The 14610-nt window shown below is 50.0% G+C and carries 11 protein-coding genes; 5 read left to right on the top strand and 6 right to left on the bottom strand.

The annotated features are described in order from the left end of the window. The first annotated feature begins 59 nt into the window (after nt 1–59). Nucleotides 60–482, top strand: a complete 423-nt coding sequence (locus ACYU87_RS03960) for a DUF1810 domain-containing protein (protein ID WP_461132723.1) — start codon at nt 60–62, stop codon at nt 480–482. Between the two features lie 20 nt (nt 483–502). On the opposite strand, the gene ACYU87_RS03955 is transcribed toward ACYU87_RS03960, so the two are convergent. Continuing rightward, nucleotides 503–2227 carry a M14 family metallopeptidase gene (locus tag ACYU87_RS03955; protein ID WP_461132722.1) on the bottom strand — a complete coding sequence of 575 codons (1725 nt, stop codon included), beginning with the start codon at nt 2225–2227 and terminating at the stop codon, nt 503–505. 246 nt (nt 2228–2473) lie between these two features. Between ACYU87_RS03955 and ACYU87_RS03950 the strand changes: the two genes are divergently transcribed. Both ACYU87_RS03950 and ACYU87_RS03945 read left to right on the top strand, forming a co-directional pair. Further along, nucleotides 2474–4951 carry a hypothetical protein gene (locus ACYU87_RS03950; RefSeq protein ID WP_461132721.1) on the top strand — a complete coding sequence of 826 codons (2478 nt, stop codon included), beginning with the start codon at nt 2474–2476 and terminating at the stop codon, nt 4949–4951. A 120-nt stretch (nt 4952–5071) separates the two neighbouring features. Further along, entirely contained in the window at nt 5072–5524 is a 453-nt protein-coding gene (locus tag ACYU87_RS03945; protein ID WP_461132720.1) for a RidA family protein, read from the top strand. A gap of 99 nt (nt 5525–5623) precedes the next feature. Here ACYU87_RS03945 and ACYU87_RS03940 read toward each other — a convergent pair whose 3' ends face one another. The 4 genes from ACYU87_RS03940 to ACYU87_RS03925 form a co-directional block, all read right to left on the bottom strand. Further along, nucleotides 5624–7675 (bottom strand): sensor histidine kinase, encoded by a 2052-nt coding sequence (locus ACYU87_RS03940; RefSeq protein ID WP_461132719.1) that lies wholly within the window; start codon nt 7673–7675, stop codon nt 5624–5626. Between the two features lie 244 nt (nt 7676–7919). Next, the gene (locus ACYU87_RS03935) at nt 7920–9179 is read right to left on the bottom strand and encodes a cation:proton antiporter (RefSeq protein ID WP_461132718.1); all 1260 of its coding nucleotides are present in this window, start codon (nt 9177–9179) and stop codon (nt 7920–7922) included. A 225-nt stretch (nt 9180–9404) separates the two neighbouring features. After that, nucleotides 9405–10676, bottom strand: a complete 1272-nt coding sequence (locus tag ACYU87_RS03930) for a TraB/GumN family protein (RefSeq protein ID WP_461132717.1) — start codon at nt 10674–10676, stop codon at nt 9405–9407. A 114-nt stretch (nt 10677–10790) separates the two neighbouring features. After that, entirely contained in the window at nt 10791–11192 is a 402-nt protein-coding gene (locus ACYU87_RS03925) for a T9SS type A sorting domain-containing protein (RefSeq protein WP_461132716.1), read from the bottom strand. 670 nt (nt 11193–11862) lie between these two features. Between ACYU87_RS03925 and ACYU87_RS03920 the strand changes: the two genes are divergently transcribed. After that, nucleotides 11863–13707: a PAS domain-containing sensor histidine kinase gene (locus ACYU87_RS03920; protein WP_461132715.1), complete on the top strand. Its 1845-nt coding sequence runs from the start codon at nt 11863–11865 to the stop codon at nt 13705–13707. A gap of 3 nt (nt 13708–13710) precedes the next feature. Further along, entirely contained in the window at nt 13711–14103 is a 393-nt protein-coding gene (locus ACYU87_RS03915; RefSeq protein ID WP_461132714.1) for a response regulator, read from the top strand. 141 nt (nt 14104–14244) lie between these two features. Here ACYU87_RS03915 and ACYU87_RS03910 read toward each other — a convergent pair whose 3' ends face one another. Further along, complete coding sequence (locus ACYU87_RS03910) at nt 14245–14598, bottom strand: hypothetical protein (protein WP_461132713.1); 354 nt, start codon at nt 14596–14598, stop codon at nt 14245–14247. Nucleotides 14599–14610: the final 12 nt, after the last annotated feature.

The raw sequence follows: 14610 nt of genomic DNA, 5'->3' as shown, positions 1-14610 counted from the left end.
AGAAAAAGCGCCGGTAAACTTTCTGCACAACCGCCTGGTTTGTTGGCAAAGACAACACCATGATGCTAGCAGAAACTGATTTGACCCGGTTCATAGAGGCTCAGGCCAATGATTATGATCGGGCACTCGCCGAGGTAACGAATGGCCACAAACAAAGCCATTGGATGTGGTACATTTTTCCGCAGATAGCGGGCCTGGGCGTCAGCGAAACGGCCCGCTTTTACGCCATTAAAAATCTGGATGAAGCAAACGCCTATTTGCAGCATCCCGTACTGGGCGGTCGATTGATCGAGATAAGCAAGGCATTACTGGCTGTCGAGGGGAAAACCGCCAACCAGATTCTGGGTAGCATCGATGAGTTGAAGCTGCGCTCCAGCATGACTCTGTTTGGGGCCTTACCAAACACAAACCCGGTTTTTCAGGCGGTTTTAGATAAGTTTTTCAACGGTCAGGATGATCCCAAAACGCGGTCATTGATGTAATTTGGGTCAGAGAGACGCGCTCAATTCTTAGCTTTCAGCCGGTATACCGGATACCGGTTGACTGTCTTTTCAAAGTAAGGTGTTTGCTTGTAAATGAACGCCAACTGGGCGTTGCCATCTTCGGCAAAGGCTTTATCGGCGGCTCGTTTGTCGGCTAGTTGCTGACGAAGAGCCGGGTTTTGCCGGAGCAGTTCAGCCGCCGTATCCTCAAAAATGTAACCGGAAAAATACTCCTTCTGGTCCAGGATGCTGTCGAAGAAATTCCAGGCAAAAAATGAATCGGCGGCCTGTGGTTCTAGGGTCTCGATCAGGTAGCGGTTGGCGGGCTGATTGGCTGGAATAACGTAATCACCTTTGTAAAACGGAATCCGTTGGGTCTCCGTCCGAACCGTCACGCCTGAGTGAACATAGTGCCCTTCGTACGGACGAGATCCTGTTTTGTAATCCTCTATGTAATAGGCCGACACAGTCACAAGCGTGTCTTTGGAAAGCGCCCGCATGGAAACACCGTTCCGCCTGAGCAGTGCAATGACTTCCCGCCACCCCTGTGGAATCAGATAGCTATCGGGTTTAGTCAGTTGAAGGTCGGCTACAAACGTGTTCTGATAGGGAATGCGTTTGGTGAATGGTTTACTCCGGTCGTAGAAAAGCCGTTTCAGTCCCGACACCTCGCTGGGTTTGTAACCAGCTTCGTAGCCCAGAAAGGTAACCGAATCCGTCTTCGTGCGGTCGAGCCGGTAGTTGATGGCAAAGGTCGTTTGCTGGCTGACGGCAGCATCGGCCCGCTGCTTATTGGCCAGAATGGTGCGGGCATCGCGTTCGCATACACGCATGACGGCTTCGTCGAACGCATAACTGCCCTTTACCCGGGCGGGATAATCTTTCCACATATGCGTTTCGAGCGTAAAGCCAAAGCAATTGAACATGGCGGCATAACCCGTCGAATAGCGGGGGGAGTCATTGTAGCCCAGCAAGCCGCTCTCGGGGGTGTCTTTAGGGTGGTTTACGTAAGGTGCTGACGGAAACCCCTTATCAGTCAGTCGTTTATCTAGTTCAGGCTGAAACGTTTGCGTCATGTAGCCCGATACGGCCGGATGAAGCTTGTCTTTCTGAGTGGCAAAATACGTAACGACGTGCTGATAATCGGCCCCGTTGCTGGTGTGGTTGTCGATGAAAACCTGCGGTTTAAGTCGCTGAAAAATCACCTGAAACGAACGTGTATTCTCCGCTTCGGCTTTCACAAAATCCCGGTTGAGGTTCAGGTTGCGGGCATTACCCCGAAAACCGTATGTCGTTGGCCCGTTTTGGTTCACCCGCGACACGCCCCGGTTCAATGAGCCGCCCACGTTAAAGACAGGGATAATAGCCAGTAGTACGTTTTTCGGTAGCTTATGGGCCAGTAGCAGATCGCGGACCATCATCATACACGCATCAATGCCCTCCGGCTCGCCGGGATGAATGCCGTTATTGATCAGCAGGGTAACCCGGTCGGGCCGGGCGGTGAACACTCTGTCTGCGGAAAGAAGCAGCACATGCAACGGCTTACCCACATCTGTTTTTCCCACTTCCACCAGTTTCGCCTGATCAAATTGCCTGTCCAGTCGCTGGTAATAGTCAATAATTTCAGCGTAGGTGGCCGTTTCTTTCCCCTGGCTACGCTCGTAGGGCGTGATAAAAGAGGGTTTAAGCTGAGCCACGGCCCAGGTGACCGATAGGCAAAGTAGAAGAGGAAGCGATTTTTTCATAATCAGGGTGTATGTCGGCCCTAAATTACCCTGAAACCCACAAAATCACCAGCCGGTACGTAGCTACGTAGCCTGCGCAACGAACGGATAGCGCCTAATGAATAAGCACATCTCAGCTGATTCATTTAGTTAATGATTTAAATAAAATGGTAATAAAAAGAGATAAAAAATACTAGTTCGGTATCATAATTGCTCGAGGATTAATCAATACTGGGTAATATGTCAACGTGATAAGTACAGGAGAGAATGAGCAGGACTTTTAAACGAAGTTTATTTTACTGGGTAATGCTGTGGGGGCTGGGAACGCCTGTAGCCGTATTCGCACAATTAAACGTCACGTTTCCAATAAACCGGATGGTTGTTCAGCGGGACGCTAATAACCGGGCAAAGGTGCAGGTGGCAGGTAGCTATAGCCGACCGCTGGATCTGGTCGAAGCCCGCGCATTGGTCCGGACCAACGGGCAGGGTACTACAACGGCCTGGTCTACGCTACAGGTCAATCCGACCAACGGTCAGTTCAGCGGCAATCTGGACGTAACGGGAGGATGGTACAAAATCCAGGTACGCGGATCGAAAGGGGGAAATCTGGTGGCGGTCGACTCGGTAGACCGGTTTGGTGTGGGTGAGGTTTTTGCCATTATCGGCCACTCCAACGCCCAGGGATCAAGCTGTATCGTTGATGGCGTTAACAAATGCCCGTCCATAAACGGAGCCAATGATGATCGGGTGACGGTGGTGGCCGTCGATCCCAACACCGATACGTTTCGTCAATACCTGAACACCGCCGATACGCAATACCTGCCCGGCCTGACCTTCGATAAATTGATGACCCACAATGGCAGTTCGCCTTTTGGGGAGTACGCCTGGCTGTGGGGGCACATGGGCGATGCGTTGGTCAGTCGCCTGAATGTACCCGTTTTGCTGTACAACGCCGGATTCGGAGGAACCACCATGCAGTACAATTACTGGGCCGCCTACGACATTCCCTTTCAGCACTCCTTTGTGCGGTATGATCTGCGGATGCCCTATGCCAACCTGCGCAATCTGATGAACCTTTACGTGCCAACAACCGGCATCCGGGCCGTTCTGATCCAGCATGGCGAAAATGATCGGGGCAATCCAACCGACTCGACCTACAAATACTACAGCAAGGTGATCGACAAAATGAGAACGGAGTTCAATAAGCCCGATCTGGGCTGTATTGTGGCGCTGTCTTCGTTCGTGGGTGGCCGGTTCGACAATGTCCGGGCGGCTCAGAGTCAGATCATTAGCCGAGCTAATTACAAAGCCTTTCAGGGGCCCGACCTTGACCAGATCAGTTCTACGGACGACCGGCCAGACGGTATTCATTATTCACCCACCGGGCAGGTAAAAGCCGGTGATTTATGGGCGGCAGCGATCAACAACGTTTGGGCGTCTGCCACGCCATACCCGGCTGAGACACAGCCATTGACGAGTTTGAGTTGTGCCGGATCCAACCAACTGGTTATTGCCCAGCCCGCTGGTTATTCGTACCAGTGGAATACGGGCAGTTCGCTTCAGCAGATAACGGCGGGAGCGGGCACCTATTCTGCTCGACTGATAAACACCCAGAAGCGAACTTATTTTCCTCCCGCTACTGTGATTCCCGCAACGGTTCAGCCCGCATCACCTGTCCTTACGTCGGCGGATGGTACGTCGAGCATTTGCCGCCGTACCGGTTTGCGGCTCATCTCATCTTATGCGGGGTCAAATATGTGGAGTACGGGCGCTACTTCTTCGTCGATTGTTGTTACCACACCGGGCGTGTACAGCGTTCGGGCCGTAGAGCCGGTATACGGATGCTCGTCAACGGCTGTTACCCAAAACGTTACGCTGGCACCCGTCGATTTGACCATTACCCTGCAACCGACGCGGCTGGTGGTGTCTGTCAATGATACGGTTGGCTTCCAGCTGCTGGTTCAAAACAAAAGTGGCTGCGATGCGGGCCCTGTAACCATCCAGAGTCGCCTGCCGGCTAATATGAGTTTCGTTTCTGCTAGCAGCGCGCTCCGGCTTTTGAGTAATGTCGTCAGTGGTACGATCGCAGCGGTATCGGCGGGTGCCCGTGTCAGCCAGCAATACATCGGCCGGATAACGACCGCGGGGGCGTATCAGACAACGGCTGAAATTACGGCGTCGGCCAATCCAGCCCTGTATGCGACCCTGAAAAATGGTACGGCCAACGGCGAACGGGATGAAGCGCAAACCTATCTTCGGACCTTTACCAACTCGTCTCAGGTGTACGTTTCGCCCAATCCCGACCAAGTCACTTTGCCGTCCGTTCGCTCCAATCAGCCCGCAGCTGATATGACCAAATCAGATTTGAGCATGCTGATGCAACTGAGTAAACCAACCGTTGCGAAAGGCCAGCCAGTTAGCGTCAGCCTGATTGTAACCAACCAGGGGGGAACAACGGCGACCAATATTGTACTGAACAGCGTACTGCCCACGGGCGTCGAATTTGTCTCCTCTACGTCGGGCATGACAATGAATCAATCCGTTCTTCGCGGTTCCATCAGCTCTCTCGCCAGTGGCCAGTCGGCGAACCTGGTCTTTACTGTCCGCGTAACGGGTACCGGGGCATACACAAACCAGGCCCAGATCGTAAGCGTCGATCAGGCAGATCCTGACTCGAAGCCCGGCAACGGGTACACAAACGGGGAAGATGACCAGTGCCGGGCTACGTTACGAACATCCAGTTAATAAGTTTATTAAATTGTAATAGGGTAAAGCGTTTATGTATATATATTTAATGGTAGTATACCTAAACAGAACAACATCTTGAAAAAAATAAAACCTTCTTGGAATAAAACGAATATAACAATGATAAAACTCCTATTTACTTTAGTTATCGGACTGGTGCTGGCCTCCTGCGGTCGGGCCCAGCCCATCGAGACACCCAAAGTTCCGACGGGTTATTTGTACAAAGCGGAGCCCGGTATTCCTGGCAAGCAAGTGTACGTGTGCAGCCAACGGCCCTTTACAACAACGGGCGAGTTGGTGGGACCGGGAAATTTACGGCTACAGGCCCAGCAGGTTTTCGATAACCTGAAAACCGCGCTCCAGACGGTCGATATGACGCTTCAGAATGTGACTCAGATAACGTATTCTATCCGCAGTACATCGACCGCGGTTGACACAACCAATTCACAGGCACTCAACAGCCTAGCGAAAGCGTACTTTACGCAGATGCCTGCCATCATCGACATGAAAAGCGTGTCTCAGCTAACGCGTGAAGATGTCTTGATTGAGGTTGAAGTGGTGGCGGTGAAGTAGGGGACTCGTCCGGACCAGGCTACCATTTGGTCCGGACATAAGGTGGAATGAGTTGTCAGGCTTGCGGTTTAGTGTGGGTTGGGTTCAGCACGTTCGCTTTCAGAGAGCAGCAGTTCGCTGGACCTGCTTGTCCGCTCGCTGGAGTTGAATACGAACCGACGTGCCTTTGTCCAGCTTACTGTCAATGTGTAGGCTTCCGCTCTGGCGAGCCAGCATATCCCGACAAATTCGTAAACCGAGCCCCATACCGCTTTCGCCCATGGTGCCTTTGCGCACTTCCGGCCAGGCCAGCAGGGTCATGACCTGTTCGGTAGACATGCCGATTCCCGAATCCCGGATCAGCAGCTCAACGAAATCTTCGCGCATAATCGACTGGATGCGTATATAGCCCCCCGGTCGAGAGAATTTAATGGCGTTCGTAAGGATGTTGTGCAAAACAATGCGCAACTGTTGCTTGTCAGCCAAGCCAAAATGCCTTCTGTCGACCTGGTTGATAACGGTCAACTGCTTTTGTTGAAGCTGCTCACTGGCCTGACTGAGCATTTCCTCTATGAGGGGATACAACAGCAATGATTCGGGGAAGGTGAGAAAGCCGTTCAACTGGATCATCGACCAGTCCAGTAAGTTGGTTAGCAGCCCCAGCATGTTGTCCACCTGCCTTTCCAGTCGACTTACCAGTGGCCGATCGTGCGTAGATGGATCGTTGTTTTCCTGGATCTGTCGAATGGTCGTCTTCAGGCTGGCCAGGGGACTGCGCAAATCATGTCCAACAATGGAAAATAGCTTGTTTTTAACGGCATTGGCTTCGGCTAGTTCATTGGCCGTTTGTTGTAACAGTTGTTGCTGGTGGGTCAGTGTCGAGTAAGCACGCTGCGATTTGCGCAGAAAGAAATAGACCGTACCCATCAGCGCGAACAACAGACCAATGCTGGCGGCTGCAGCCAGCTGGGTTTGTTTGGCAACGGTAAGCTGTTCCTGCTGGCGAAGCGCTTTCAGTCGATCCAACTGGACATTCTTTTGTAGAAGTTTGATCGTTTTTTCCTTTGAGTCAACATCGAACAACGCCTGCATGTAAGCTAGCCGCTGTGCATTTTTTTCGGAGTAGGTCTGTTCTTTTAACCGTTGCTGCTCTTCATTGGCTGCCAACGCTTTCTGATACTGTCCGTTGGCTTTCAAGATAACGCCCAAGCTGCCCAGCGAAGCAATAATGCCATCGCGTTGTTTATTCTGCCAGGAAAGGACCAGGGCCAGACGAGCTTCTCTCAAAGCCTCTTCCGGTCGCTTTGACGCCAGATACGTCATGGCTAATTCCCGTTTGGCACTGGCCATGAATGACATTTGCCTTAAGGCACGTGCTTTGATGAATTGATCATTGAATAACTGAATGGCTGATGCATAGCGACGCTGGTTGCGTAAATTAATTCCAACCATTTCAAGGCCATCGATTATTCGGAAAGGACTGTTTGTCAGACGCGCATAGGCCAAACTCTGTTTATACGCCATCGCTGCTTCCCGGAGTTGACCGGTTTGCTCCAGTAGTTCACCCTTCAGGATAGACGCGTACATGCGATCGACCGGTGGCCAGTTTCGTTTGTCCAGCGCAACATATTTCTGGGTATAGATTTCTTCCAGAGCGGGGTTCTTCAGCTGTCGGTAAAGGGTAATGATCAGCAGGTAGTTTGCGCCAAGGGTTGGCGTATCTTCGTGGGTAGCCAGGTAGGTTATGTTCAGCCCGATCTGATCAATAGACCGGGCCAGATCACCCGCATCCGAGTAAATCACGGCTAATGCGTACTGAAACTCGGCAACTTTCTTGCTGTTATTGGCTGCTTTCGCGTAGCTGATGGCTTGGCGGATCGGGCCAATTGCCTGGCCATATAAGCCAAGATGACGATAGTAGCGAGCCAGAAAATGGTGCAAATCGCCGGGGTAACCCCGGTGAACTCCCTGGCTTACCAGCTGAAGCCCCCGCTTTGTGTAGATGTACAGGCTATCGTACTGATCGATATCGAAATAATATTGGGCGGTGGCTGTGTAGTCTTGCAGACGAGCCTTGTCGCTTTGCGTTCGCTGAGTTTTGTGAGTAGTAACCGAAGAGTCTGCTGGTTGAGCGAGTACGGCCGCCGACAAGAGTATGACTAATGTGACCAAGTAGATAGAAACAAGCAACCGCATACAGTGAGTGAATCATAATCTTGGCCCTTACCCTTTGTACAGCACCAGAGCCCAATACACCGGGTTCAAGAGCAGAAAATTTGTATAAACATACGACCTGGTCGTCGGTCAGCCAATAAAGCCCTGCTTAGAACGGGTAAATAAGCGGCCGGTACGCTCCGGTTCTGATCGTGGTAGGTCAATGACGAAAGGTAGTTAACTATAGGTCAGTCTTCGGCAACTAGCTGGTCTGGCTAATTGATTGCTGGGATTTGGCTACGGAGGTGACCAATCGGTTTAGCGTCAGGCCCTGCCCGATGATGGAGAACATAACCACACCATAACAACAGGCCAGAATCAGTTCGTTGTAGGGTGAATCAGGCAGGGACAGAGCGAGCGCAATGGAAATGCCTCCGCGTAAGCCAGCCCAGGTTAAGATCCGAAGACTTCCTTTAGGTTGCTTGGCTAGCTGAAATTGGAGCAGGAAGGGCAGGAGAATACTCAGCCAGCGAGCCGCAATAACCAGGACGGTGGCGCAGAGCGCGATCCAGGTGTAGTTGGACAGATAAGGTAGGCCAACTACCTGTAAACCAATCATAACGAACAGCACGGTGTTTAATAATTCATCGATCAAATGCCAGAACCGTTTGAGATAGAACTTGGGGCTATCGGTTGATTGTCCGCCGGGTAAACGCTGGCCGAGCAACAGGCCAGCCGCTACTTCGGCCAGCGGAACCGATACGTGCAGGGAGCTAGCCACGACCGAAAGAAGCATCACCAGGGCCAGCGACAGCAGCACAACCGTCTGAAAATCATCACTGGCCTTGATGAGTCGATACGCCACAAAACTCATTGCCAATCCCAGCCCAATTCCCCCGATTACTTCCTGGGCAAACAGCTTCACGGCATCCAGCAAAAAGAAATCAACGTCTGGGTTGGCTACTTCCTGTAACGAAACAAATAAAACCAGGCCAACACCATCGTTGAACAAAGACTCGCCGGAGATAATGGTTTCCAGTCGGGGTGGAATGGGCGACTGCTTGAGGACAGCCCCTACAGCTACCGGGTCAGTGGGAGAAATCAGGGCACCAAACAGCAAACAGCCTATCATGGGAATAGGTGTGCCAATGTATTGCGTTAACCAGTACAAACCCAACCCGATTAAGCCCGTTGAGATAACGACGCCTACCGTGCTGAGCACCAGAACTTCCCGAAATTGCTTCTTCAGGGCCTCCAGATCCACTTGAAGGGCTGCGGCAAAGAGCAAAAAGCCGAGCATGACTTCGAGCAGCGTACGAGAGAAATCAATCTGCTCATTGATCTGAACGAGATGCCGGGCCGTGTCGGTCGAGAAGTTACCCGCCAGCCGGACCACCAGAATAAGTGCCAGTGTCAGCACCACAATACCGATCGTGCCGGGTAGCCGGACAAAGCGGTGGTTGATATACGAGAGGAGTGCACTTAGCCCAACCAGGGCACTAACAGCCGAAAAAAGATCCATAATATGAGCCTTGAGTGATCTTCTTAAAACGAGAATTTTGGTAAAAACGGGGACCCCGAGAGAAACCAACCTACTGATAAAAGTAGTTTTCCGGTAAAAGGTTTACCGACAGGGGTACAACTATCGCTTGGTGTGACCAGAAACGGGTAGGCCGAAAAACAAAAAAGGTACCTCTACTAAGGTACCTTTTGTTCGCTGACAATGAACGAATAGTCGAAACAAGACTTAGGGTTGCAGCGGGGTTGTCATGTCCGAATCCCGTATCAGAATCAGGTATTGAAAATAGCTGGTCATGGGCAGGGTAGGGCTGAAGACCAGTTTTTGTGGCATCGCAGCCGCATACGCAATGCGGATCGGTGTTTGGCGGGCAAATGAGCCCGGCCGGTCCAGGGCAAACAAGGTCACGGAGTGGGGTTTTGTCACGGATCGTATCGTGCCGATTCCTTCCGATTTCATCAACTCGCTGTCATTGTTGAACTTGTCGATCCGGCTAAAGGCCTTGCCTTTTTCCTGCAAAAAGGGAGGCATGAACTTGGTTGGCGTCATGGTGTAGCTATCCAGGTAGCTGAACGTGATTGAAACGATTTTGTCGTGCAAATACAAATCCGACTCGTTCACCTGGCAGGCAAAGGGCTTGACCCCCGTCTTCAATGGACGTTGTAACACGTGGAAGAAGCCCCAGAAACCGTAGAGCTTTTCCTGGTTGAGGCTGGGCAAAACCGTTTTGAAATTGGTGAAGATGGTTATTTCCCGACTCTTGATGGTTTTTAAATAGCTTACGTTGGTCAACAGGTGGCGAATGGTTTCGGCATCTTTACCCCAGAATCTGGTATAGGCCGCTTCGTTTGAGGCCCAGTCGGTAAGCCAGGCAAGCGCTGTTCTGGCAACTACGCTATCGGGTTGGTTGGCCGCTAGTTGCGCGATCAACGAATCGGCCAGTGGCTGCGTCGACTGACCGCGCCCGTGTTTGCCGAGTAACTCCGTCAGGTGTTCAGCCGCTAAGGGCTTATCCTGAATCCGGTCGATGCCAACGAACTGAATCTGCCGGTTTTTGGGCAGGGTCTGGTTTAATGCGCGGATAGCCTCAATTTTATGCCGGTACTCCTGGTTAGCCCATTGGGCCTGTTGCTCAACCCAGATGCGAAATACTCGGGTCAGCGTAGCCTGGTGGCCCATTGCCAGAAACTGATTTAAGTAATAGGCCTGACTGGCATCAACCTCGGCGATGTAGAACCGGACCCCGACGCGTTTGTTGAGGTGCGTGAGCAGGCGTAGATCAACTTCCTGAGGTTTCGCTACCCCGTGCGATTCGCCCAGCAGGAAGAACTGATTTCGGTAGAATGCGTCATCGAACAGACCAAAATTATCTGTCTTGCCGGTTAAAATTTCTTCGTGGGCCAGACTGGCGTAGTTGACGGTATCGGTCTGGGCAGTTGCCGGTCTGTTGATGAATAACGTAAATGCCAGGTAGAAAGCGACTCGTAGTGAAAAGGACATGCTAAAATGAAACGACGGATTGATTGTACAACTATGGAGAAGAAGCACCTGCCGAAAGCCCCGACAGATAAAAGGGCGGGTCTGATTACCCGCCCTGTACCAGACTGACAGGCTCTAGCGAATGGCTACCAGCCGACCTGGGCCATCAAGGGGCTGCTGCGTTGATAAGGTGACCGAATGCGTAGTCACGTCCACGTGATTCGTTATCCGCACCTGGTATAAACCGTCGGGCAGATCATTGACGGTCAGGCGAAGGCGGGCTATTTTTTCTCTCTTGGTCATCCGTTGGTCAAACAGCACCTTGCCCTGCGCATTCACGAATTGAATATCGACAGCACCCGTTGTTTCTTTCTCGACGGCAATCTGGAGTTTGCCTTCCGTGGTGGTGTACATACTGGTTTGAAACTTGGCAGCGGTAGCCGGATTGTTACCGGGTTTGGTATCGGCAACTGAAGCGGTAAACGTAGCGAGGGTTAATGCAAAAGCAATGACGAGGGGATTAATGAGCGTTTTCATGATCTATGTGATTCGTGGTTAATGATCCGTTTTGATAGATCAAAGGTCGGCACACCGCACGGGAAGCCCTGTCACAAATGGGTCAAACGCTGGCACTTTTGGGATTGGCCGCAGCAGGATCACTAGTGCGCGTATGGTCTAAACAGACTTCGGTCGCTTGTTAGCCTGATTTGTACATTGTGAAGACACGAACCACTCGATACTTTTGGATCAACAATCGAGTAATCACCCTGTCAGTATTGAATAAATTTAATGATATCATTTATGGTTACAATAAATTACTTAAAATTAAATTGAGTTAACTATGGCGGTGGTAATTTATGATTAGTTAGTTTATAATTGTGTTACTGACACGCATATACTGTATAGCTGTGCCCGAAAATTAGTGACCGCGTTGAAACAACTTCGTGTGGGATTAATTTGCTCCAATGGTTGTAACAGTCCGGATAGAGATTCTGCAAACTAATTTTTGGTCATTAGAAATTAATCAAATGCATGAATTGACAATTGAAGACAAATTCATGTAAAAAAAATAGCCGATTATGCGTGTATTAATTTTGGTTTGTGAAGCCACCGTTGGGTGATGCTGAATAGACAATCAGGGCGCTGCTAAATTGTTGAAATTGGCATATACTATTTGACAACTCTCTTTTTTTCCAGTAGACAGGTAATGCAAACTAAACTTGACTTATACGATAGGACAGTCTCTCTCGCTCAATTGGGTATCTGGGAATGGAATCTACTAACCGGCGAACTTTACTGGAATGCTGTTGCAAGGACGATTTATGAGGTTGGCCCTGAGTTCGTTCCATCGGTTGCGCATAGTCTACTATTCTATCTGGACAAGGATAGCGCCCAACAACTGATCGATGAGGTGATTACGTGTCGCCAATCCAGAGTAGGTACGTTTCAGCTGCGCGCAACAAGCGGTACGGTTAAGTGGGTACGTATGCGCGCCAGCGTCTGTCTCGACATGGGTATCTGTACGGCTTTATACGGAACACTGGAGGACATAACCCAGGAAGTTACCAAGGCCAATAGCTTTTTAGAGCGTGAGCAACGTTTTCATCAGGCATTTGACTTTGCTCCTATTGGTATGGCTCTGGTTTCCCTAAAAGGAAATTGGCTTAAAGTCAACACTAGCCTTTGCCGACTGCTGGGTTATACGGAAAGTGAACTATTACAGATTACGTTCCAGGATATTACCTTTCAGGATGATCTGGATACTGACCTCGAACAAATGAACCGGTTGTTAACCGGTACGATCGATCGATACCACATCGAAAAACGCTATATTCATAAAAATAGCCAATTGATATGGACCCTTCTACATGTATCGCTGGTACGCGATCAGAAAAATGAGCCTCTATACTTTGTTTCGCAAATAAAGAACATCTCTGAACGAAAAAACTACGTTGACCTCTTACAACGGGAACGGCAACGGCTGGATAATATCATCCAGAGTACCAATGTGGGCACCTGGGAGTGGGACTTGCGTAACGATCAGGTTATTTATAATCAGAAACTGGTAGCGATTTTAGGGTACAATCCGGATAAATCATCCATTAGTAAAATAGATTTCTGGAGCAGCCTGCTTCATCCCGATGATCAGCAAACGGGTAACCGACTGCTAAAGCAGTATCTCCGGCGAGAAGTAGATATTTATACCTTTGAGTGCCGGATGTTACACCAGGAAGGCCAGTGGATTTGGGTGGAAGTCCGGGGAAAAATCATAGACTGGGAAGAAGGCGATCAGCCACGGCTTATGATAGGGACATGCATGGATATTCATGCGCGTAAAAGCCTGGAAGAAGAACAGCGAAAAACGCTGGAACTCGTCAGCAGCCAGAATGCCCGCCTGTTAAACTTTGCCCACATCGTTTCTCATAACCTGCGTTCGCATACGGGTAATATTCAACTGCTGGTCGAGATGCTATCTCAGGAACTGGACGAAAAAGAACGGCAGGAGTACATGGATATGCTGGGGCTGAATATCGTCAACTTGCAGGAAACACTGGTGCATCTTAATGAGGTTATTCAGATGCGGGGGAATAAAACCAAAGACAAAAAACCACTACAGCTACGCTACGAGATAGATCGTATCCTGACCACTTTATCCCAGTCGCTCCGACAAGCTCAGGCCCAGGTATATGTTGATGTTAGTGAACATATTGTGGTTCAGTACAATCCAGCTTACCTGGAAAGTGTCTTATTAAATCTGATCAGCAATTGTCTTAAATACAGCCATCCCGATCGGACTCCTGTCATCAGACTGTCGGCTTTTCCGAGCGAAGACGGCATTGTACTGAAAGTAGCGGATAATGGCCAGGGAATTGATCTGAACATGCACGGCCACAAGCTTTTTGGGATGTACAAAACATTTCATGGTAATGCGGATGCTCGTGGTATCGGCTTATTTATCACCAAGAATCAGGTCGAAGCCATGAATGGTCGGATTTCGGTTGAAAGCCAGGTTAATCGGGAAACAACCTTCACCGTAACAATTAAATCATAACCAATGAAAAAACTGAATATTGCCTGCGTAATAGATGATGATAAAATGTATACGCAAATACTGTCAAAGCAATTAAGAGCAATTGACTTTTGCGAGCGTTTATTGATTTTTCACAATGGACTGGACGCATGGAATTATCTCAGGTCTATTATAGCATCACCGGATTTACTGCCAGACGTGATACTGGTCGATCTAAATATGCCCGTGATGGACGGATGGCAATTTCTGGATGAGTTTGTGACTGTTCAGCCCGCTAAGAAAATAAAGATTTATATAGTGAGTTCTTCAATTGATCCGGCAGATCATGCTAGAGCCGCAACGTATAAAGAAGTCTCCCGTTTTTACATCAAGCCCATTACTAAGACAATCTTTGCGGAGATTTTAGCGGCTGCCTGAAATCAGGTAAAACGATACGTCCACCAAACCTAACACTCGTGGTCGGCAAATTGGCCGGCTGGTGGATAGTATACGACCCGTTCAGACCTTCTGCCGAAAGTCATGCCATCGCAACGACTCCCGGCAAAAGGTCTGACCTAGTTAACTGGAAGAAGGGGCATTCAGGTGGGTCGTTTCAATTTCATCAATTAGTTGCCGGACGAACTGCTGCTGGTCAGTCGATAAAGACGCTGCCGATGCACACAGCGAGGCTTTCACCTTCTGCCACTGGCTGGAACCAAGGATAAATAGTTCGGTTGTGAAATCGACCGTTGACGGATTAGTCAGGCTGGTAGACGATGAGCCTGAAGCAACGCGGTTAATGGCAAGGGTGGGGGTCAGGGCCTTCATGAGCTGGGCTGCCAGATCACTGCGAACGTACTGATCCAGCGTGTGCGGAGGTATTCGGCCTTCCGTATCCGCTTTTTTCAAGGTCGTAATCGCTTTGTAATTCATGCTACGGGTGTT

Source organism: Spirosoma lituiforme (assembly GCF_054776635.1).
The sequence above is the reverse complement of the archived record's forward strand: the minus strand, read 5'-3'. Positions and strand labels throughout refer to the sequence as shown.

What these genes read in the sequence shown, in the direction of transcription:
- ACYU87_RS03960 (WP_461132723.1), top strand. Translation starts at nt 60, where the DNA reads ATGATGCTAGCAGAAACTGATTTGACCCGGTTCATAGAGGCTCAGGCC.
- ACYU87_RS03955 (WP_461132722.1), bottom strand. Translation starts at nt 2,227, where the DNA reads ATGAAAAAATCGCTTCCTCTTCTACTTTGCCTATCGGTCACCTGGGCC.
- ACYU87_RS03950 (WP_461132721.1), top strand. Translation starts at nt 2,474, where the DNA reads ATGAGCAGGACTTTTAAACGAAGTTTATTTTACTGGGTAATGCTGTGG.
- ACYU87_RS03945 (WP_461132720.1), top strand. Translation starts at nt 5,072, where the DNA reads ATGATAAAACTCCTATTTACTTTAGTTATCGGACTGGTGCTGGCCTCC.
- ACYU87_RS03935 (WP_461132718.1), bottom strand. Translation starts at nt 9,179, where the DNA reads ATGGATCTTTTTTCGGCTGTTAGTGCCCTGGTTGGGCTAAGTGCACTC.
- ACYU87_RS03930 (WP_461132717.1), bottom strand. Translation starts at nt 10,676, where the DNA reads ATGTCCTTTTCACTACGAGTCGCTTTCTACCTGGCATTTACGTTATTC.
- ACYU87_RS03925 (WP_461132716.1), bottom strand. Translation starts at nt 11,192, where the DNA reads ATGAAAACGCTCATTAATCCCCTCGTCATTGCTTTTGCATTAACCCTC.
- ACYU87_RS03920 (WP_461132715.1), top strand. Translation starts at nt 11,863, where the DNA reads ATGCAAACTAAACTTGACTTATACGATAGGACAGTCTCTCTCGCTCAA.
- ACYU87_RS03915 (WP_461132714.1), top strand. Translation starts at nt 13,711, where the DNA reads ATGAAAAAACTGAATATTGCCTGCGTAATAGATGATGATAAAATGTAT.
- ACYU87_RS03910 (WP_461132713.1), bottom strand. Translation starts at nt 14,598, where the DNA reads ATGAATTACAAAGCGATTACGACCTTGAAAAAAGCGGATACGGAAGGC.